Below are 17,345 nucleotides of genomic sequence, written 5' to 3'. Positions count from 1 at the left end.
GCGCGGGCTGGCGCATGACGAGGGGGTCAAGGTCACCCGGGCCGTCGCCGACCGAGGTGGAGGCGACGCTGACAGCGGCGATGGTCGACGAGGGTGCGGCGGCCGCGGTTCGCAGCGGTCTGCTGGTGGCCGCCCTGAGTGCCACGGGCGTCGGATCTGCTGAGGTCGTCGGAGCACTTGCGGTGCCGGAGGCGGTCGGCTTCGTCGCCGTACGACGAGAGGCGGAACCGCCTCCGCGCCCAGACCTGCACCTCGTCCCGGACCCCGAGGCCGATGAGAAGGCGCGACGTGCCGCCAGCCGGGTCGTCGAGGACGCGCGGTCCGAGGTCGATGCCGCGCGTGAGGCGCTGTCGGCGGCCAGTGACGAGGTCGAGGCCCTGCGGGCCAAGTCGCTCCAGCTCCGGGCCGAGGTCGACGAGCTCAAGGGCCGCATCGCGCAGATCGAGTCCGATCTCGAGGAGAACGACGACGAGCTCTCCGACGCCGAGGACGTGAAGTCGGAGGCCGGGGACACGGTCGCCGAGACCGAGGCGGAACTGGCGAAGGCCGAAGCGGCGCTGTCGAAGCTGCGCTAGACAGCCCAGCCCTTCGACCGCTCGACGGCGTCCTGCCAGCGGGCGTGCGCCCGGTCCGCGGAAGAGCGCTCGGCGTGCGGCTCGAAGCGCTTGTCCGGGGACCATGTCTCACGCAGCGCGTCGGTCGACTCCCACACTCCCGTGCCGAGGCCGGCGAGGAACGCGGCACCCAGAGCGGTCGTCTCGACGATCTTCGGCCGCTCGACCGGGACGCCCACCGGTCGGCCCGGAACTGGCACAGCAGGTCGTTGGCCGCGGCGCCGCCGTCGACGCGCAGGGACGCGAGCTCGGGCATGGTCTCCAGCACGTCACGCACCTCGAAGGCGATCGCCTCGAGCGTCGCGCGCACGATGTGCGCACGGGTGGTGCCACGGGTGATGCCGATGATCATGCCGCGCGCGTGCGGGTCCCAGTGCGGGGCGCCGAGCCCGGTCAGTGCGGGCACGAACACGACGCCGTCGGTGTCGTCCACGGTGGCGGCGATCGCCGCGGTCTCGGCGGCGTTGCCGACGATCTGCAGGCCGTCACGCAGCCACTGGACGGCCGCACCGGTCACGAAGATCGCGCCCTCGTTGGCGTAGGTGAGGACGCCGTCGGGGGAGGCGCCACGCGGCCGTGCTGAGCAGGCCGGCCTGCGACCGCTGCACTGACGTGCCGGTGTTGGTGAGGATGAAGGACCCGGTGCCGTACGTGCACTTCGAGTCGCCCTCGTCGAAACAGGTCTGCCCGAAGAGCGCCGACTGCTGGTCGCCCGCGATGCCGGCGATCGGCAGCGAGAGGCCGAGGAAGACGGACGGCTCGCTGGGCGCGATCTCACCCCAGCTGGGGACGACGTCGGGCAGGGCGTCGCGGGGTACGCCGAAGAGCTGGCACAGCTCGTCCGACCAGTCGCCTCCTTCGAGGTCGAAGAGCAGCGTGCGACTCGCGTTGGAGACGTCGGTGACGTGCCGAGTGCCGCGGGTCATCCGCGCGATGAGGTAGGAGTCGACCGTGCCGACGGCGTAGCGGCCCGACTTCACGAGCGCCCGGGTGTGCGGCTCGTGCTCGGCCAGCCACATCAGCTTGGTGCCGGAGAAGTAGGGATCGAGGCGGAGCCCGGTGAGCTCGCTGACGCGCTCCTCGTGACCCGCGTCGCGCAGCTGAGTGCAGATGTCGGCCGTACGGCGGTCCTGCCACACGATCGCTCGGCGCGGCGAGCCGAGCGTCTCGCGGTCCCAGAGCACGACGGTCTCGCGCTGGTTGGTGATGCCGATCGCGGTGAGCTCGGAAGAATCGACCTTCTTCAGCACCTCCTTGGTCGCCTCGAGGGTCGCCTGCCAGATCTCCTCGGGCGCGTGCTCGACCCAGCCGGGCTGGGGGAAGTGCTGGGCGAACTCCCCGGTAGCCCTTGGCCACGATCTGGCCCCGGGGGCTGACGACGACGGCGGTGACGCCGGTCGTTCCGGCGTCGATGGCAAGGACAGACATGGGGATCAAAGTAGCGGGCGGCCTCGGGTAGGTTCTCCGCCATGCGCGATACGGAAGGCTCGGACTACGCCGAACGCTTGCTGAAGAAGCAGGAAGCCACGTGGAAGCGAGTGCTGAACGTCCGGGCGCCCTACCGCTGGAACCTCCAGCGGCAAGGACTGGGCCGCACCCTCGATGTCGGCTGCGGCATCGGGCGCAACCTCGAGACGCTCGGCGCGGGATCGGTCGGCGTCGACCACAACGAGACCTCCATCCAGATCGCACGCGAGCGTGGGCTCAATGCTCTGACGGTCGAGGAGTGGGAGAGCTCCGAACTGCGGGTGCCGGAGTCCTTCGACGGGATCCTGATCGCGCACGTCATCGAGCACATGCCTCCGGAGATGGGGGAGAGCGTTGTCCGCGACTACCTGCCCTACCTCAAGCCCGGCGGGAAGGTGCTGTTCATCTGTCCGCAGGAGCGCGGCTACGCCTCCGACCCGACGCACGTCCGCTGGACCACCGGCGAGGACCTGATGGACCTGTCGACCGCGGTCGGCCTACGGCCGGAGAAGTGGCGCAGCTTCCCGTTCCCGCGCTTCACCGGCAAGGCGTTCGTCTACAACGAGTTCAACGTCCCGGCGACGAAACCTGCCTGAGTGCTGTGCGGGTCACGCTCGCAAATGTTCGGGTGGATGCAGCGGCACCGGGGTCTTGCCTCGAGCGTTCAGGCGTGCGGCGTACAGACTTCCCTTGGCCATCGCCGGCGCCTCGATCCATCGGTAGCTGAGCTTGCTCAGGGCAACGGTGAGCGCGAAGCCGACGACGATCGGGACGATGGGCGGGCCGACGTGCGGGATCGCGACCGGGACCAGCTCGTGCAGGACGTACATCGAGTAACTGATGGTGCCCAGCGAGACCCGGGAACCGGAGCGGGCGCTTCCTCGTGGCCAGAAGCATGAAGAAAAGGACATACGCCCCTACCGGGCAGCGATCAAGGGCCACATGTGTGAGTGGAACGGATTGTTGTCGGGCGCGACTGCGTGGAGGCTGGTGACGGCCGTGAGTACGCCCACCGTCAGAGTCCCGAGGACACAAGTGACGGCGTTGCCTGCAGCGAGTCTGACCGTTGTACCAACGGCAGAGCACGGCACCCGTGAACATGCTGCCCATCCAGAAGATCCCTGCGTTCAGCTGGCCGGCCGCCGGCATCGGTATCAGCAGCGCCGGGAAGATGCCGGCCGCGCTGGTGATCAGCGACAGCTCGACGGACAGGTGCGAGATGCGTAGCAGCACCAAGAGCGACACGAAGCCGTAGAACAGCAACTCGTAGATCAAGGTCCAGTACGGCGGCAGTGCAAGTTCCGCACCGAAGGCCGGAGCAGCCATCGAGATGTTGGCGAGCCAGTCGGACGTCGTCAGGTCGCCGTTCTCCTTGATTCCCAGCACGGCGTACCCGAACGCCGCAAGGAGGCTGACCCAGAACACTGGGTAGAGCCTGAAGAACCTCTTGATCCAGAAGGCCGACAGTGACCCGTCTCGCTCCGGGCTCGCCGGGATGACGAAGCCGCTGCAGATGAAGAACAGGACCACGCCCAGCTGGCCGAAGTCGACGAGGTTGACGTAGGCCCAAGGGAAGGAGTCGGACACGAGTGGGCCGATGTGGGCCAAGACGACGATGGATGCCGCGAGTCCCCGAACCGCATCGAGGAATGCGAGTCGGCCATGATCGCCTTCCGTCATGGCGTGTCCCGTCGAGTCGATGAAGTGGTCACGCTAGCAATCGAGGTGCAAGCCCGCAGCGATATCAGCCGCGCAGGATCTCCAGCACGCGCTGGTCGAGCCAGCTGAAGTCCTCGGCCACGCGCATCTCGTAGTTCTCCGCGCCGACCCAGGGCGCGGAAGTCCGCGCGGCCGGCCGCCTGTGACCGCTCGTCGAGCTCGGCCCGGAGCGCGTCATCGATCGCGACCTTCTCCTCCTCGTTCGAGGCGGTGAGGTAGAGGTCGTTCAGGTCGAGCAACCGGATCAGCTCGCCCACCGGATCGGCGTGGTCGTCGACGCGCAGGTCGGCTGCGACGTCATCGAAGCCGCCGTACCCGGCACCGTCCTTCACCACGAGAAGAGCCGCCGACTGCCGGCCGCGGGAGTCGCCGCCGGCGTCGTCGCCGGCCTTGAGCGCGGCGGTCAGGCGGTGGGCGAACGGGGCGTCGGTCGAGGAGAGCCATGACGCTTCCATCGCGGCCACGACCTCGGGGCCGGTGAGGATGTTGCCCCGGATCGCGTAGCCCGCGCCGGTGGTCCCGCCGGCCCATGCGAAGCACTCGGAGCCGGTGTGGGTGACGGCCGTGCCCTCCACGTCGACGATGCCGACCTGGCGGTGGTCGCGCTTGTCGTCCTCCTCGAGCAGTCGGTCGAGCGCGATCGGGGCCGTTGCCCCGTCGTCGAGGTGTGCGAGGGCAAGGAACTTGTACGAGATGTTGGCGTCGGCCTGCGTCGCGATCGCACCGACACCGGCGACCGCCGCGGGGACCGCCGAGCCGACGGCGAGGAACTTGGAGGCCACGGCAACGCCCCACGACTCACCGTCGTCGGAGCGGGCCACGATCGAGAAGGTCATGGCGCCGACCCTAATGGGCGCCCGCGTGACCCCCTTCACACGGAGGGGGTCACGTGGCTAGGGTTGGATCGATCAAATCCAGCGATGAGGAGTTCAAGATGCGCGTCGGAGTGCTCACCGGAGGCGGCGACTGCCCGGGACTCAATGCGGTGATCCGTGCCGTGGTCCGCAAGGGAGTGAAGACGCACGGCTTCGACTTCGTCGGCTACCGCGACGGCTGGAAGGGTCCGCTCGAGGGCCTGACGATGGAGCTCGGCATCGCCCAGTGCCGCGGAATCCTGCCGCGCGGCGGCACCATCCTCGGCTCGAGCCGCACCAACCCGTTCAAGATCGACGGCGGCGTCGAGAGCATCAAGGACAACCTCGCCAAGGACGGCGTCGACGCCCCCGGTCGCGATCGGCGGTGAGGACACGCTGGGCGTCGCGACGAAGCTCGCGGACCTCGGCGTCAACGTGGTCGGCGTACCCAAGACCATCGACAACGACCTGTCCGGCACCGACTTCACCTTCGGCTTCGACACGGCGGTCAACATCGCCACCGAGGCGATCGACCGCCTGCACACGACGGCCGAGTCGCACCACCGCGTGCTCGTGGTCGAGGTGATGGGCCGCCACGCCGGGTGGATCGCGCTGCACAGCGGGATTGCCGGCGGCGCCAGCATGGTGCTGATCCCCGAGCAGCCCTTCGACATCGAGGACGTGTGCGCGCGGGTCGAGACGCGGTTCCAGAGCAAGTACGCCCCGATCATCGTCGTCTCCGAGGGAGCAGTCCCGCGCGAAGGCGGTGAGATGACGCTGGTCTCCGGTGAGAAGGACGCCTTCGGGCACGTCCGCCTCGGCGGCATCGGCGACCGGCTCGCGAGCGAGATCGAGGCGCGCACCGGCGCGGAGGCACGAGCCGTCGTGCTCGGTCACATCCAGCGCGGCGGCACGCCGACAGCCTTCGACCGCTGGCTCGCGACCCGCTTCGGCCTGCAGGCGATCGACGCCGTCGCCGAGGGCGACTTCGGCACGATGATGGCGCTGCGCGGGACGAAGATCGAACGACTCAAGCTGATCGAGGGCACCGGCGAGCTCAAGCTCGTGAGTCCTGAGGAGTATGCCGAGGCGCAGGTCTTCTTCGGCTGAGAATTTCTCCGTCGCGGCAGAACCTCCGCGTTGCCCTGTGCGTAAGGGAGGGTGACAGGCACACACACGGCTCGGGGGCGACATGTTCAACAGCACCGACTCGGACTTCGACGAGTTCGCAGTTGCGGCATGGCCGAGGCTGCGCCGATCGGCCTACCTCCTGACCGGTGACCACCACCTCGCCGAGGACCTGGCCCAGACCGCGCTGGCGCGCACCTGCACGCCAGCTGGCGGCGCGTCCGCCGTGCCGACGCGCTCGCCTATGCCCGCCGGACCCCGGTCAACCTCAACATCGACCGGATCCGGCGGAGACGGATCACCGAGGTCGGCGACGGGCCGATCGAGGTGATCGCTGACCGGGATCGACCACACGGCAACAGCGACGACCGCGACCGGGTCGTCCGCCTGCTCAAGGGCTTGACCGAGAAGGAGCGTCGGGTCGTGGTGCTTCGGCACTACTTCGACCTCAGCGAGGCCCGGGTGGCCGAGGAGCTCGGCATCGCCCGCGGGACGGTCAAGAGCACGCTGTCCCGAGCGCTCTCCAAGCTCCGCGTGGCTGTCGACGACCTGCAACATTCGCACCCGCTTTCCTGACGGAGGCCCACCATGGACCAGCGCACGATCGACCAGCTCGAGCACGACCTGCACGGCCACGACCCGCGCGACGCCGCAGGCCCGGACCTCGCCACGATCCGTTCTCTCGGGTCACGGCGGCGGCGTGCCCGCGGGCTCCCGGCCGGTGGCGGTTCCGTTGCCGCGGTGGTCGCGCTCGGCCTTGTGCTCAGCACCGTGGCCGGCGGCAGTGACCGTGCGACCGATGACCCCCGGATTCGCGACGGAGCCGACCACGACGCCGACGGTGCTCTCCCCGCTGGCCGAACGGGTGCTGGCCGAGGTGCCCGGCGCCACGCAGGTCTCCGACTGGCAGGTCGTCATCCCCGCCCCCGGGCAACGTCCCGGGGGGCATGAGTCAGCCCGTGCCGGCCGACGCGATCTCGGGCGGCCCGGTGGACATCGGCGCGCGGCGCTACACCGGCGTGACGACGTACAAGCGCAAGCAGTTCCCTGCCCGGCTCTTCGACGGAGTCGAGACGATCGAGAAGACCGAGCTCGGCAGCGAGGAGGAGGGCTACCCCGTCGGTTCGACCGAGATGGGCATCATCGTGGATGCCGGCCCGCTGGAGCTGGTCTGCATGGAGTCGCTCCCGGAGTGGGGCGACCCCGGGGACGGTTGCTTCCCGGCCATGCTCGGCACGATCGGCGACCAGCGGACCTACGAGTGGGGGATGGGCACCGACGACTTCCTCCGGGAGGGCAAGCCGCTCGAGCTGTTCTCGATCGACGACTACAGCACCGGCGAGGCCCGCACTGTGTGGATCGGCGGCACCGACGGCACCGACGTCGCGTCCGTCGAGCTGATCGGGGTCGACGGCACCCACGTCGAAGCCACCGTCGCGGCCGGCACCCCGGTGCCCGACGAGACGATGTTCTGGGGAACAGTCACCGGCGACCTCGCGATGGCCGTCACCCGTGACGCCGACGGGGACCTGCTCGAACGGCACGAGGTCAAGCCCTGCAACAGCCCCGTGGAGTGCGAGGTTCGCTGACCCGCGAAACGCCCTTTCGACCCCTGTGGGGTGCTTGCCTTCACCCGCCGGCGAGGCCAGAGTATTGGGATCGCTGAACCGAATCGAGCGGAGTGTGAGCCCATGTCCACGAACACCGTCGAAAGCGAGCCACAGGGCGAGCACCTCGAGCTGAAGCGGGTGATGGGCCCGAAGCTCCTGCTGCTGTTCATCGTCGGAGACATCCCGGGTGCCGGCGTCTACGCCGTCACCGGACAGATGGCCGGCCTCGTCGGTGGTGTCGTGTGGCTGCCGTTCCTGCTGGCGTTCGTCGTCGCGACGCTGACGGCGCTGTCCTACCTCGAGCTCGTCACGAAGTATCCCCGGGCCGCGGGCGCTGCGCTCTACACCCACAAGGCCTTCGGCATCCACTTCGTCACCTTCCTCGTCGCCTTCGCGGTGGTCTGCTCCGGCATCACGAGCGCATCGACGTCGGCCAACGTGCTGGCCCAGAACCTCACGGGCGGGCTGGTCGTCAACGGGTGGCTCGACGCAGCGCCCGGCACCGGCGTCATCACGGCGATCGCCATGGGCTTCATGGTGCTGCTGGCCCTGATCAACCTGCGGGGCGTCGGCGAGTCCGTGAAGTTCAACGTCGTGCTCACGCTGGTCGAGATGACCGCGTTGGCGATCGTGATCCTGGTCGGCTTCTGGGCCATGGCCCAAGGAGACGGCGACTTCTCACGGATCACCACCTTCAACGACGCCGGTGACAAGGGCATGTTCATGGCGATCACGCTGGCCACCTCGATCGCGTTCTTCGCGATGGTCGGCTTCGAGGACTCGGTGAACATGGTCGAGGAGTGCCACGAGCCGCAGAAGATCTTCCCCCGCACGATGCTCACCGGCCTCGGGATCGCCGTGCTCATCTACATGCTGGTGGCCGTCGCCGTGGTCGCCGTACTTACTCCCGGCGAGCTGGAGACGATCAACGAGTCCGAGGGACGTGCCCTGCTGGAGGTCGTCAGCAAGGGCGCTCCCCGACTTCCCGATCGACAGGCTGTTCCCGTTCCCGGCCGTCTTCGCCGTCGCCAATACCGCCCTGATCAACATGTTGATGGCCAGTCGGTTGCTCTACGGCCTCGCCCGGCAGGACGTGCTGCCGCGCAGCCCGGGGATGGTCTCTCCCCGGACCCGCGCGCCGTGGGTCGGCATCCTGTTCTCGACGGTCCCGGCCCTCGGCCTCATCTGGTACGTCGCCAGCAAGTCCGACAGCCCCGTGGTCACCAACCTCTCGACGACGACGGCGCTGCTGCTGCTCGCGGTGTTCACCGTCGTGAACGTCGCGTGCCCGGTGCTGCGCCGCGATCCCGGCGAGGGGTTCTTCCGCTCGCCCGGCCCGACGCCGATCCTTGCCGCGCTGCTGTCGCTCGCCCTGATCATCATCCCGTGGGGCGAGAGGGACACGATCGTCTACCAGATCGCCGCGGCGATGCTCGGCATCGGCGTCGTGCTGTGGGTGCTGACTGGCTGACCAACCGCGGCGTCCGGGCGAAGAAGACCGGCTTCCGCGACATCGATCACCTGGGCAGGAGTAGACCTCGCGAGCGCCCGCCCACCGGTCACGAAGACGGTGCGGGGGGTGCTTCGCCGTACCCTTGAGGGGTGAGCATCCCGTCCCTCGAGCAGCTGCGTGCCCTGCAGCCTGCCCAGCAGCCGACCTACCCCGACAGCGCCGCGGTTGACACCGCGGTCGCGAAGCTTCGGAAGTCGCCGCCGCTGGTGTTTGCGGGGAGTGCGACGACCTCAAGGACAAGATCGCGGCGGTCAGTCGCGGCGAGGCCTTCCTGCTCGCGGGCGGCGACTGCGCCGAGACTTTCGACACCGTCACCGCCGACATCGTCCGCAACAAGCTGCGGGTGCTGCTGCAGATGTCGGTGGTCCTGACGTACGCCGCCTCCGTGCCGGTCGTGAAGGTCGGTCGCCCGGCCGGGCAGTACGCCAAGCCGCGCTCGTCCGACACCGAGACCCGCGACGGCCTGACCCTGCCGGCCTACCGAGGCGACGCGGTCAACGGCGTCGACTTCACCGCCGAATCACGCATCCCCGACCCGCAGCGCCCGGTCGACGTCTACAACGCCTCGGCGGCGACGCTCAATCTCGTGCGCGCCTTCGTCACGGGTGGTTACGCCGACCTGCGACAGGTCCACACGGAACAACGACTTCGTCCGCGAGTCGCCGTACGCCCAACGCTATGAGCTGATGGCCGGCGAGATCGAGCGGGCGCTGACCTTCATGAAGGCCATCGGCGCCGACCCGGACGAGTTCCACCGTGTCGACTTCCACTCCAGCCACGAGGCGCTGCTGCTCGACTACGAGCACGCCATGACCCGCATCGACTCGCGCACCGAGAAGCCCTACAACGTCTCGGCGCACATGGTCTGGATCGGCGAGCGCACGCGCCAGCTCGACGGCGCGCACGTGGAGTACTTCCGCCACATCCGCAACCCGATCGGCTGCAAGCTCGGCCCGACCGCGACCGCCGACGACGCGCTCGCGCTGGCTTCGAAGCTCAACCCGGAGAACGAGGCCGGCCGGCTCACGTTCATCACCCGCTTCGGAGCCGCCAAGGTCCACGACGGACTGCCGCCGCTGGTCGAGAAGGTCACCGCCGAGGGCGTCCGGGTCGCGTGGGTCAGCGACCCGATGCACGGCAACACCTTCGAGACCTCCAACGGCTACAAGACGCGCCGCTTCGACGACGTGCTCGACGAGATCCAGGGGCTTCTTCGACGTGCACCGCGCGCTCGGCACCGTCCCCGGCGGGATGATGGTCGAGATGACCGGCGACGACGTCACCGAGATCGTCGGCGGCGGCGAGGAGATCGACGAGCACCGCCCGGCCCATCGCTACGAGTCCGTCGTCGACCCGCGCCTCAACCGTGTGCAGTCGCTCGAGCTGGCGTTCCTCCGGTCGCGGAGATGCTCCGGAAGTAGGCAAGTAGGTTGGGTGCCGTGATCGACCTCCCGCTCCGACACCCTGACCACCCCGACGGACTCGATGCGCGCCGCCATGGCGAAGGCCGAGGTCGGCGACGACGTCTACGGCGAGGACCCGACGACGCGGGTGCTCGAGGAGCGGGTCGCCGGGCTGTTCGGGCACGAAGCGGCGCTCTTCACACCCACTGGCTCGCTGGCCAACGTCCTCGCGGTGCGCTCGCTCGTGGGCGTCGGGCAGGAGGTGCTGTGCGAGGCCTCCGCCCACATCGCCCGCGCAGAGCTCGGCGCGCACGGCGCGATCACCGGGCTGACGATGCGCACCTGGACGCACCACCGGGGGCAGATCGACCCGGCCGCGATCGACGCGATGTTCGCCCCCGACCCGGGTCCCTTCTTCGTGCAGACGAAGGCGATCTCGGTCGAGAACACCCACAACTTCGCCGGCGGGGCCGTGCTCCCGATCGCCGACCTGCAGGCGCTGCTGCGCGTGGGCGGCGCCGACCGGCACGAAGATCCACCTCGACGGCGCCCGCATCTGGAACGCGCACGTCGCGACCGCCACCCCGCTTCGTGAGTACGGCGAAGTCGCCGACGTCCTCGCCGTGTGCCTGTCCAAGGGGCTCGGCGCTCCGGTGGGTTCGCTCATGGTCGGCAACGCGGACGCGATCGCCGAGGCGCGGATCTGGCGCAAGCGGCTCGGCGGCGGCATGCGGCAGACGGGCATCCTCGCGGCGGCCGGCCTGCACGCCCTCGACCACCACGTCGAGCGACTGGCCGACGACCACGCGCACGCCGGGCTGCTGGCCGAGGCGTGCGGACTCGACCCGGCCACTGTCGACACCAACATCGTGGTGGTGCCGCGGACCGACGCGGGCGACTTCGTCGTGGCCGCTGGTGAGGCGGGGGTGCGGATCTCCGCGGTCGGGCCCCGCGCCGTACGCCTCGTCACGCATCTCGACGTGTCACAGAAGGATGCCGAGAAGGCAGCAGCGATCCTCGCGAAGCTCTAGGAGCGCCGCCACTCCAGCCGACTGATCTGGTCGCCCTCGTGCAGGGAGGCGCGGTCGCCGGTGTCGACGAAGCCGCAGGAGTCGTAGAGCCGCAGCGCGCGCCTGTTGTCGCTGCGGGTCCACACGCTCAGCCGCGTCCACTCCGGCCGGCGGGCGGTGCCTGCAGGGCGCGGATGAGCGCGCCGCCGATCCCGCTGCCCCAGTAGCCGGGGTCGACGAAGATCATCGAGATGTGACCGCACGTCGGGTCGATCGTGCCGTCCTCGAGGTAGGGCTCGGCCACGACCATGCCGGCCGGCTTGTCGCCGTACGTCGCCAGCAGGGCCACGTCACTCGAGACGAGCTGCTCCTCGATCCGCACCCGTCGGCTCGGCGACGGGGTGCGGCCGCCGGCGTGCCGGGCGGCCGCCCAGATCTCCGCCGCCGCTGTGCGTTGGGCCGCGTCGGTGATCGGCGTGATGACGGTGCGGGGCACGGCTCGTCACGCCGCCGGGGTGCCGGCGATGAGGACGTCGCTGATGGCGGTGTAGTCGCGACCGAGCAGGCCGGCGCCGGGCGCGGTCACGCTCAGCAGCCGCAGCTGCACGGTCGAGGTGGTCACCGGGTCGATCGTGAGTCGCTGGAGCTTGGTCTTCTCCGCGAGGTCCTGCCGGACCACGGTGCCGTCGTCGAAGGTCCACTCGACGGCGGTGATGCGGCGGTTGTTGGGATACCAGTCGACGAGGCTCGCTCCGCTGGGCACCTGCTTGGCGTAGCCGTTGATCAGCCCGACGCGGCGGATCGTGGTCGGCTCGCGCAGGGCGAAGGTGATCGTCTCGCCGGTGGCGTCCCCGGCGGTCCCGCCGGGCCGTCGCCGGCGTCGCGTCGAGCATCCGGCGAGGCTCGTAGGACACCAGCTCGCCGTCCGGGTCGCTGGTGGCGGGCGCGGCCTCCGGAGCGGTGACCTTGACGGTGCCGGTGAGGTCGACGGGTCGCGCCGGGGGAGCCTCCTCGACGGGGGTCGTCGTCGACGCGGTCTCGGCGGTCTCGTCGGTGGCGACGGGTTCGTCGTCGTCCCCGCCCGGGCAGGACGCGAGGACCGCGAAGAGGATCACCACGAGCACGGCGCCGACCGCCCGGGTCGCCCACGGAGGCACGACCGGCTGCTGGTCGGGCAGCGCGGGAACGTCGGGGAACGCCTGTCGCGGCTCGACGTCCGCGGGCACGGGCTCGCCGACCGGGTGGCCGCAGTTCAGGCAGAACCGGCCGATCCCCAGCTCGTGGCCGCAGCGGGCGCAGGTCGTCACGGCCCCAAGCCTACGGATCAGACCGCGATGTGCGTGACTTCTGCCTCGACCTTGCGGCGCGGGACCAGCTCGACGACGAGCATGGCCGCCAGCACCATCGCACCGCCGATGAGCAGCCGCGAGGTGATGCCCTCCCCGCCGAGCGCGACGGCGAACGTGGCAGCGAAGACCGGCTCCATGCTCATGATGATGGCGCTGCGGGTGGGCGGCAGGTGTGCCTGCGCCCGGGTCTGGCCGAGCATCGCCGGGGCGCCGGCGACGATCGCCATGTAGAGCAGGGACAGCCAGTCGGCGCCGTTGTCCGGGAGCACGACGCCGTCGGGTGCGGTCGCCACCGGGCAGATCATGGCGATCACCGGGATCTGCAGGATCGTGATCCCGAGCGCGTCACTCGATGTCGACCATGCGCCCAGCCCGACGATGTGCAGGGCGTAGAGCACCGCCGCGACGAGCGTGAGCGCTTCGCCGTACCCGATGCTGAGGCCGCCGAGGGTCAGCACGCCCCGGGCCGGCGGTGGCCAGCACGACGGCCGCCCACGTGACCACTCCGATGCGGGTGCGCAGGATCCGGGCCGCGAACAGCGGCGTGAGGACGACATACATCCCGGTGATGAACCCGCTGACGCTCGCCGGCGTGTGCGCGAGGCCGGCGGTCTGCAGGATCTGCGCGACGCCGTACAGGCCGCCGAGGACAACCGCATGTCGTCGGACGGCGGGGGAGAGACGCGCGATGGCGCGCGGTGCGACCAGCAGCATCGCGGCGCCGGCGATCGCGAAGCGGACCGCGAGGAAGTCGAGCGTCGGCACCCGGTCGAGCAGGTCCTTGATCAGGAAGAAGGTGCTGCCCCAGCACGCCGTCATGGCCAGCAGCGCCAGCGTCGCGAGCAGGGAGGTACGGCGCTCAGTCACCGCCTGAGTGTAGGGATAGCCTCACCCGGTGCCACTCATCAGCCGCCTGCTCAACCGGGCCGTCCATGCCGGCCGCGACTGGATCGAGCGGACCGGTGCGATCGTGCCGGGGACCGCCTTGGCCGACGAGTTCGGCAGCCTCGGCGACAGCAGCTGCATCGCCTTCCCGCCGGCCACGCTGATGGGCACGCGGGCGATCCACATCGGCGTCGGCACGCTGGTCGGGCGCCAGTGCACCCTCTCGGTCGGGTACGGCGACGACGACACCTCGCTCCCGGCGCGTGGCCCGGTCATCGGCGACCGCTGCGTGATCGGCGCTCGCACCAGCCTGACCGCGCACGAGTCCATCGTGGTCGGCGACGACGTGTGGCTGGGGCAGGACATCTTCGTCTCCGACGCCAGCCACGGCTATCAGGACCCGGAGACCCCGATCGGCCTGCAGCTCGGCGAGCACCGGCCCGTGCGCATCGGGGACGGCACCTGGATCGGGCACGGCGCGATCGTGCTGCCGGGGACCACCATCGGCCGCAACGTGGTCGTGGCCGCCGGCTCGGTCGTGCGCGGCGACGTGCCCGACCACGCCGTCGTCGGGGGAGTCCCGGCGCGGGTGCTGCGCAGCCTCGTCGGCGACGAGTGGGTCAGCCCCGACGGGCGCCACCCGGCCCGGCCGGTGGTGACGCCGGCGGAGGTCGAGGAGTTCTTGTCAGCGCAGGGGTCCTAGCACTTTTCGCGCGGTCGACAACTTGAGGTAGAGAGACAGGTCGCCGTCGATCCCGGTTGGCTTGAATCCGTTGCGCGCATAGAACCCGACGAGGCCCCCGGTTGTCCGCATCGACCACGATGACCTTCCCGCCTCCGGCATCGGCGACCCGGACGATGGTTTCCAAGGCGTGGCGCAAGAGCTGACGCCCCCATTGAGCGTCCTTCTCGGCGCGAAGGTCGACGTGGAGCACCAGCTTGCCGAGCTTCCACGCAGGCACCGCCTGCGGCCATCCTCGAGACATCGAGTGCGGCACCTCGGCGCGGAGGATCTGCGTGGGGTTGATGGCGTAGTAGCCGACAACCCGGGTCTGATCCGCTTCGGCCTCGAGGAGCAGGTAGACCGCAGAGACGCCGGCTCGGGCTGAGGCCGCCGCATGCTGGGTCAGCCAATCGTTGTAGCCGGACTCGCCGCAGTCGAATGCTTCCAGCTCGTGCTCGGGAGCCAGTTTCGCGACGGTGTAGGTCCGAGTGCTCACGCGGTGATTCGGCGCGGAACTGCGGCCAGGGGACTCCAGTTCGGGTGACTCGTCTGCGATGTCGATCGATCCCATCATCGCGTCGAACACACCCGGCGCCATCAGCGTGACATCGGCGCGGGCGATCACCTTCAGGGCGGCATCGCGAACCGCGTCTGTGACGAACGCGGTCTTGCTCACGTGGAGGCGGTCCGCGGCCTCGGTGATGAGCTCGTCGAGCGCGACATCGATCCGCGCTTCGAGGCGCGCCTTCGACTTCGGCTTGGTTGCGGTGGCCACGGGCACAACTCCTCTTGGACGGTGATGTACGGCAATCGTACGGCAAGGGTCAAGGGCGTTCGACGGATCTACTTCCGGCACCCAAGGGAGTGCGAGGCGGCGCGGGAAGCGCACAGGCGTAGCCGGACGAGAGCACGTAGACGCTGTCGGCGCCGGCGAGCTCCCGCCGAGGTGCCGACGAGGAGGTCGCGGGCGACTCCCTCGTCGGCGAGCGCGAGCAGCATCCCCACCCGGACGGCACCCGGGCTGCCTCCCCCAGAGAGAACGAACGCGGTGGTCATCTTGCTCAGTCCTTGAACCGGCCCGGGAACTGGCGCATGATCCCCGCGCTCAGGGCGTCGGCCATGGCCGGGGATGTGGTGGTGGATCTCGTCGTAGGCCCGCACGCTCGCGGTGTAGTCGCCGCCGAGCTCGGCCGCGGCCTCGGTCAGGGTCTGGTCGAGGTGGGAGCGCATCATCGAGCGGAGGGTGGCGCGCGGCCACACCTTGGGGTCGAGGGACGAGATGAGGTCGGCCACGTCGTCGGAGTTGGCGTACCACCGGGTGTTGGCCGAGTCGAAGCCCGCGGTGTCACCCGACTTGGCTGCGACGAGGAGGTCGACCGCGATCAGGATGTGGTCGCGCAGCAGGGCGGTGAGCTGCCTCCCGGCGGCCTTCCCGTAGAACGGCTTGATCGCATCGCCCGGGTGCTTCTGGTTCTTCAGGAGTCGCGTCGCCGTGGCGTCGAAGCTCGCCGATCCGTCGACGAACGTGACGATTGCCAGCCGAGTCCGGGTGACGTGGTCCTCCCAGAGCTTTCGCATCTGGTCGTGGAACGCGGCTTGGCGCGACGTGAACGCCACTCGAGCCGCAGCGTGGTCGCCGTGGTCCTCACTGGAGGTCGCGTACGTCGAGGTGTGGCTTGCGTGCTCGTGAGCCTGAGCCGGGTCCCGGCCGCCGGGCGAGGAGACGACAAGGGCCGCGACCGGGGCGAGGGCAGCAAGGAGCGCTACCGTGGAAAAGCGCACGGGGGATGTCTTCATTGGAGTGCTCATGCGAGTTTGGTGTCCGCAACCGCGAGGCTCTTACCGGCGCGAGTTTCTCGGTAAGAAGACGGCCGTCCGGTGACACCAACAGGCATGACCATCCATCCGACTCCCGGCCTCGGCCGTTGCCTGTGCGATCACGGTCCGGTCGACGTCCAGACGTGGCGGTTGTGCTGGCTGATCGAGGCCGGGTTCGACGGTGGCCTCGCGACACGCCTCGCCACCTCGCCGGACGTTGACCTGCACGCCCTGCTCGAGCTCGTGGACCGGGGCTGCCCACCCGATCTTGCCGCGCGGATCCTGTCGCCGCTGCCCCGCCGGGGACGGTCCGCGTGACCGCCCTCGGCCGGGGCTCGCAGTCCGCGGCGCCCGGAGCAGTCGGAGAGGTCGTGGACTGGGTGGAAGCACTCTCGTCGACTGGGCCTGTGCAGGAGGACGCGCTGCGTGCGCTGCACGGGATCCTGCTGCGGGCTGCCCGTCTGCAGGTGGGGGCGGATGCAGCCCACCCTCGGCGGGGTGGGCGTGGTCGTGATCGACGAAATCGCCAACCAGGGCTGCCGACGAGGCCCTGATGCGAGTCCTCGACAAGCTGGCCACGTTCGAGGGGCGCAGCCGGTTCACGACGTGGGCCTACAAGTTCGCCGTACTCCGGGCCGCCAACGCGGTCCGCGACCGCGCGTGGCGCAGCAGGGACGTGCATCTCGATTCGCTCGACGCGCTCGTCACGGCCGAGCCCGGTCCCGGGCAGTATGTCGAGGCGATCGATCTCGCGGACGCCGTACGACGGGCCGTGGCCACCGACCTGTCGCCGTACCAACGTCGGATCGTGGTGGCGCTGCTCGTCGAAGGAGTGCCGATCGACGTCCTCGCGGACCGGCTCGGCACCACGCGCAACGCGTTGTACAAGACCCTGCACGACGGCCGGAAACGGCTGCGGGCCAGCCTGACCAGATCGGGCCATCTCGACCAGATCCCGGAAAGGGGTGCGCAATGACCAGCAGAGCGAGGCCGTTCGGTCCCGAGGTGATGCGCCAGCTCACGCTCGACACCGAGCCGTGGCTCTCGTGCGACGACTGCTTCCACCACGTCGATGAGTACGTCGAGCGGTTGCTCGCCGCGCAAGAGCAGGCGATGCCCGCCATGGCCGTCCACCTCCGCGGTTGTCCCGCGTGTGCGGAAGAGGCCGAGACACTCGTGATCCCGGCCGCCGAGGACAGCGGCATGGACCCCCGGCCAGTGCTGGCCGGGCTCGGTGCCGGCTGAACCCGG

The 17,345-nt window shown here is 69.8% G+C and carries 28 protein-coding genes and 4 pseudogenes; 18 read left to right on the top strand and 14 right to left on the bottom strand.

Features of this window, described 5'->3' with window-relative positions; genetic code table 11:
• Positions 1-14 precede the first annotated feature (14 nt).
• The gene (locus LP418_RS00750) at positions 15-575 is read left to right on the top strand and encodes a hypothetical protein (protein WP_257954874.1); all 561 of its coding nucleotides are present in this window, start codon (positions 15-17) and stop codon (positions 573-575) included.
• Here the strand turns inward: LP418_RS00750 and LP418_RS00745 are convergent.
• The 3 genes and pseudogenes from LP418_RS00745 to LP418_RS00735 form a co-directional block, all read right to left on the bottom strand.
• Entirely contained in the window at positions 572-793 is a 222-nt protein-coding gene (locus LP418_RS00745; protein ID WP_257957295.1) for a hypothetical protein, read from the bottom strand. The genes LP418_RS00750 and LP418_RS00745 overlap by 4 nt on opposite strands.
• 62 nt (positions 794-855) lie before the next feature.
• Positions 856-1,131: pseudogene (locus tag LP418_RS00740) on the bottom strand (FGGY-family carbohydrate kinase); the annotation flags it as partial.
• Positions 1,100-2,032, bottom strand: a complete 933-nt coding sequence (locus LP418_RS00735) for an FGGY family carbohydrate kinase (RefSeq protein WP_257954873.1) — start codon at positions 2,030-2,032, stop codon at positions 1,100-1,102. The pseudogene LP418_RS00740 and the gene LP418_RS00735, both read right to left, overlap by 32 nt.
• Before the next feature lie 51 nt (positions 2,033-2,083).
• Between LP418_RS00735 and LP418_RS00730 the strand changes: the two genes are divergently transcribed.
• Complete coding sequence (locus LP418_RS00730) at positions 2,084-2,677, top strand: class I SAM-dependent methyltransferase (RefSeq protein WP_257954872.1); 594 nt, start codon at positions 2,084-2,086, stop codon at positions 2,675-2,677.
• Positions 2,678-2,689: 12 nt separating this feature from the next.
• Here the strand turns inward: LP418_RS00730 and LP418_RS00725 are convergent, their stop codons facing one another.
• From LP418_RS00725 to LP418_RS00715, 3 genes and pseudogenes are all read right to left on the bottom strand, one after another.
• Positions 2,690-2,992 (bottom strand): hypothetical protein, encoded by a 303-nt coding sequence (locus LP418_RS00725; protein ID WP_257954871.1) that lies wholly within the window; start codon positions 2,990-2,992, stop codon positions 2,690-2,692.
• Positions 2,993-3,197: 205 nt separating this feature from the next.
• Positions 3,198-3,761 (bottom strand): annotated as a pseudogene (locus LP418_RS32015) (acyltransferase family protein); the annotation flags it as partial.
• Positions 3,758-4,636, bottom strand: coding sequence for a DUF1028 domain-containing protein (locus LP418_RS00715; protein ID WP_257954869.1), 879 nt, complete (start codon positions 4,634-4,636; stop codon positions 3,758-3,760). The pseudogene LP418_RS32015 and the gene LP418_RS00715, both read right to left, overlap by 4 nt.
• Before the next feature lie 98 nt (positions 4,637-4,734).
• Between LP418_RS00715 and LP418_RS00710 the strand changes: the two genes are divergently transcribed.
• The 11 genes and pseudogenes from LP418_RS00710 (at position 4,735) to LP418_RS00660 (ending at position 11,339) form a co-directional block, all read left to right on the top strand.
• Entirely contained in the window at positions 4,735-5,043 is a 309-nt protein-coding gene (locus tag LP418_RS00710) for a 6-phosphofructokinase (RefSeq protein ID WP_257954868.1), read from the top strand.
• Positions 5,033-5,764, top strand: coding sequence for an ATP-dependent 6-phosphofructokinase (locus tag LP418_RS00705; protein ID WP_336276162.1), 732 nt, complete (start codon positions 5,033-5,035; stop codon positions 5,762-5,764). The genes LP418_RS00710 and LP418_RS00705 overlap by 11 nt, the downstream gene beginning before the upstream one ends.
• Before the next feature lie 82 nt (positions 5,765-5,846).
• Positions 5,847-6,113 carry a hypothetical protein gene (locus LP418_RS00700; protein ID WP_257954867.1) on the top strand — a complete coding sequence of 89 codons (267 nt, stop codon included), beginning with the start codon at positions 5,847-5,849 and terminating at the stop codon, positions 6,111-6,113.
• A complete protein-coding gene (locus LP418_RS00695; protein ID WP_336276161.1) occupies positions 6,056-6,358 on the top strand; it encodes a sigma-70 family RNA polymerase sigma factor in 303 nt (100 codons plus the stop codon). Before LP418_RS00700 ends, LP418_RS00695 begins: the two co-directional genes overlap by 58 nt.
• Positions 6,359-6,370: 12 nt before the next feature.
• On the top strand, positions 6,371-6,733 hold the full coding sequence (locus LP418_RS00690) for a hypothetical protein (RefSeq protein ID WP_257954866.1): 363 nt from the start codon (positions 6,371-6,373) through the stop codon (positions 6,731-6,733).
• Positions 6,730-7,371 carry a hypothetical protein gene (locus tag LP418_RS00685; RefSeq protein ID WP_257954865.1) on the top strand — a complete coding sequence of 214 codons (642 nt, stop codon included), beginning with the start codon at positions 6,730-6,732 and terminating at the stop codon, positions 7,369-7,371. The genes LP418_RS00690 and LP418_RS00685 overlap by 4 nt, the downstream gene beginning before the upstream one ends.
• Positions 7,372-7,473: 102 nt before the next feature.
• Positions 7,474-8,346: pseudogene (locus tag LP418_RS00680) on the top strand (APC family permease); the annotation flags it as partial.
• 94 nt (positions 8,347-8,440) lie between these two features.
• Positions 8,441-8,863: an amino acid permease gene (locus tag LP418_RS00675; RefSeq protein ID WP_336276160.1), complete on the top strand. Its 423-nt coding sequence runs from the start codon at positions 8,441-8,443 to the stop codon at positions 8,861-8,863.
• A 131-nt stretch (positions 8,864-8,994) separates the two neighbouring features.
• Positions 8,995-10,348, top strand: a pseudogene (locus LP418_RS00670) (class II 3-deoxy-7-phosphoheptulonate synthase).
• Between the two features lie 42 nt (positions 10,349-10,390).
• Positions 10,391-10,903: a threonine aldolase family protein gene (locus LP418_RS00665; RefSeq protein ID WP_336275870.1), complete on the top strand. Its 513-nt coding sequence runs from the start codon at positions 10,391-10,393 to the stop codon at positions 10,901-10,903.
• Positions 10,842-11,339 (top strand): threonine aldolase family protein, encoded by a 498-nt coding sequence (locus tag LP418_RS00660; RefSeq protein WP_442940352.1) that lies wholly within the window; start codon positions 10,842-10,844, stop codon positions 11,337-11,339. Before LP418_RS00665 ends, LP418_RS00660 begins: the two co-directional genes overlap by 62 nt.
• Here LP418_RS00660 and LP418_RS00655 read toward each other — a convergent pair.
• The 6 genes from LP418_RS00655 to LP418_RS00630 all read right to left on the bottom strand — a co-directional run bounded on the left by LP418_RS00655 (position 11,336) and on the right by LP418_RS00630 (position 13,534).
• Positions 11,336-11,464, bottom strand: a complete 129-nt coding sequence (locus LP418_RS00655) for a hypothetical protein (protein ID WP_257954864.1) — start codon at positions 11,462-11,464, stop codon at positions 11,336-11,338. The genes LP418_RS00660 and LP418_RS00655 overlap by 4 nt on opposite strands.
• 2 nt (positions 11,465-11,466) lie before the next feature.
• The gene (locus tag LP418_RS00650; RefSeq protein ID WP_257954863.1) at positions 11,467-11,814 is read right to left on the bottom strand and encodes a GNAT family N-acetyltransferase; all 348 of its coding nucleotides are present in this window, start codon (positions 11,812-11,814) and stop codon (positions 11,467-11,469) included.
• 6 nt (positions 11,815-11,820) lie between these two features.
• Positions 11,821-12,120, bottom strand: coding sequence for a hypothetical protein (locus tag LP418_RS00645; protein WP_442940351.1), 300 nt, complete (start codon positions 12,118-12,120; stop codon positions 11,821-11,823).
• Positions 12,102-12,467, bottom strand: a complete 366-nt coding sequence (locus tag LP418_RS00640) for a hypothetical protein (RefSeq protein ID WP_257954861.1) — start codon at positions 12,465-12,467, stop codon at positions 12,102-12,104. Before LP418_RS00640 ends, LP418_RS00645 begins: the two co-directional genes overlap by 19 nt.
• Before the next feature lie 175 nt (positions 12,468-12,642).
• A complete protein-coding gene (locus LP418_RS00635) occupies positions 12,643-13,065 on the bottom strand; it encodes a DMT family transporter (protein ID WP_257954860.1) in 423 nt (140 codons plus the stop codon).
• A complete protein-coding gene (locus LP418_RS00630; protein WP_257954859.1) occupies positions 13,013-13,534 on the bottom strand; it encodes a DMT family transporter in 522 nt (173 codons plus the stop codon). The genes LP418_RS00635 and LP418_RS00630 overlap by 53 nt, the downstream gene beginning before the upstream one ends.
• Before the next feature lie 28 nt (positions 13,535-13,562).
• Between LP418_RS00630 and LP418_RS29715 the strand changes: the two genes are divergently transcribed.
• The gene (locus LP418_RS29715) at positions 13,563-14,255 is read left to right on the top strand and encodes an acyltransferase (RefSeq protein WP_272496303.1); all 693 of its coding nucleotides are present in this window, start codon (positions 13,563-13,565) and stop codon (positions 14,253-14,255) included.
• Here the strand turns inward: LP418_RS29715 and LP418_RS00615 are convergent.
• Both LP418_RS00615 and LP418_RS00610 read right to left on the bottom strand, forming a co-directional pair.
• Positions 14,173-15,051 (bottom strand): type II toxin-antitoxin system TacA family antitoxin, encoded by an 879-nt coding sequence (locus LP418_RS00615; RefSeq protein ID WP_257954858.1) that lies wholly within the window; start codon positions 15,049-15,051, stop codon positions 14,173-14,175. The two genes, LP418_RS29715 and LP418_RS00615, sit on opposite strands and share 83 nt — an antisense overlap.
• 68 nt (positions 15,052-15,119) lie before the next feature.
• The gene (locus LP418_RS00610) at positions 15,120-16,058 is read right to left on the bottom strand and encodes a hypothetical protein (protein ID WP_257954857.1); all 939 of its coding nucleotides are present in this window, start codon (positions 16,056-16,058) and stop codon (positions 15,120-15,122) included.
• Positions 16,059-16,169: 111 nt separating this feature from the next.
• On the opposite strand from LP418_RS00610, the gene LP418_RS00605 reads away from it, so the two are divergent.
• Genes LP418_RS00605 through LP418_RS00590 form a run of 4 tightly spaced genes read left to right on the top strand, consistent with a single transcriptional unit; the run spans position 16,170 to position 17,339 of the window.
• On the top strand, positions 16,170-16,412 hold the full coding sequence (locus tag LP418_RS00605; protein WP_257954856.1) for a hypothetical protein: 243 nt from the start codon (positions 16,170-16,172) through the stop codon (positions 16,410-16,412).
• Positions 16,409-16,648 carry a hypothetical protein gene (locus LP418_RS00600; protein ID WP_257954855.1) on the top strand — a complete coding sequence of 80 codons (240 nt, stop codon included), beginning with the start codon at positions 16,409-16,411 and terminating at the stop codon, positions 16,646-16,648. The genes LP418_RS00605 and LP418_RS00600 overlap by 4 nt, the downstream gene beginning before the upstream one ends.
• Complete coding sequence (locus tag LP418_RS00595) at positions 16,648-17,070, top strand: RNA polymerase sigma factor (RefSeq protein ID WP_257954854.1); 423 nt, start codon at positions 16,648-16,650, stop codon at positions 17,068-17,070. Before LP418_RS00600 ends, LP418_RS00595 begins: the two co-directional genes overlap by 1 nt.
• Entirely contained in the window at positions 17,067-17,339 is a 273-nt protein-coding gene (locus LP418_RS00590; protein WP_257954853.1) for a hypothetical protein, read from the top strand. Before LP418_RS00595 ends, LP418_RS00590 begins: the two co-directional genes overlap by 4 nt.
• The last annotated feature ends 6 nt before the right edge of the window (positions 17,340-17,345 follow it).

Source organism: Nocardioides sp. B-3, from assembly GCF_024703895.1.
Classification (GTDB): Bacteria; Actinomycetota; Actinomycetes; order Propionibacteriales; family Nocardioidaceae; genus Nocardioides.
The sequence above is the reverse complement of the archived record's forward strand: the minus strand, read 5'-3'. Positions and strand labels throughout refer to the sequence as shown.

Bases quoted from the DNA above. Each gene is read 5' to 3' on its own strand.
- LP418_RS00595 (WP_257954854.1), top strand. From the start codon at position 16,648: ATGCGAGTCCTCGACAAGCTGGCCACGTTCGAGGGGCGCAGCCGGTTC.
- LP418_RS00685 (WP_257954865.1), top strand. From the start codon at position 6,730: ATGAGTCAGCCCGTGCCGGCCGACGCGATCTCGGGCGGCCCGGTGGAC.
- LP418_RS00590 (WP_257954853.1), top strand. From the start codon at position 17,067: ATGACCAGCAGAGCGAGGCCGTTCGGTCCCGAGGTGATGCGCCAGCTC.
- LP418_RS00665 (WP_336275870.1), top strand. From the start codon at position 10,391: ATGCGCGCCGCCATGGCGAAGGCCGAGGTCGGCGACGACGTCTACGGC.
- LP418_RS00725 (WP_257954871.1), bottom strand. From the start codon at position 2,992: ATGTCCTTTTCTTCATGCTTCTGGCCACGAGGAAGCGCCCGCTCCGGT.
- LP418_RS00700 (WP_257954867.1), top strand. From the start codon at position 5,847: ATGTTCAACAGCACCGACTCGGACTTCGACGAGTTCGCAGTTGCGGCA.
- LP418_RS00605 (WP_257954856.1), top strand. From the start codon at position 16,170: ATGACCATCCATCCGACTCCCGGCCTCGGCCGTTGCCTGTGCGATCAC.
- LP418_RS00710 (WP_257954868.1), top strand. From the start codon at position 4,735: ATGCGCGTCGGAGTGCTCACCGGAGGCGGCGACTGCCCGGGACTCAAT.
- LP418_RS00750 (WP_257954874.1), top strand. From the start codon at position 15: ATGACGAGGGGGTCAAGGTCACCCGGGCCGTCGCCGACCGAGGTGGAG.
- LP418_RS00690 (WP_257954866.1), top strand. From the start codon at position 6,371: ATGGACCAGCGCACGATCGACCAGCTCGAGCACGACCTGCACGGCCAC.
- LP418_RS00730 (WP_257954872.1), top strand. From the start codon at position 2,084: ATGCGCGATACGGAAGGCTCGGACTACGCCGAACGCTTGCTGAAGAAG.
- LP418_RS00675 (WP_336276160.1), top strand. From the start codon at position 8,441: ATGTTGATGGCCAGTCGGTTGCTCTACGGCCTCGCCCGGCAGGACGTG.
- LP418_RS00715 (WP_257954869.1), bottom strand. From the start codon at position 4,636: ATGACCTTCTCGATCGTGGCCCGCTCCGACGACGGTGAGTCGTGGGGC.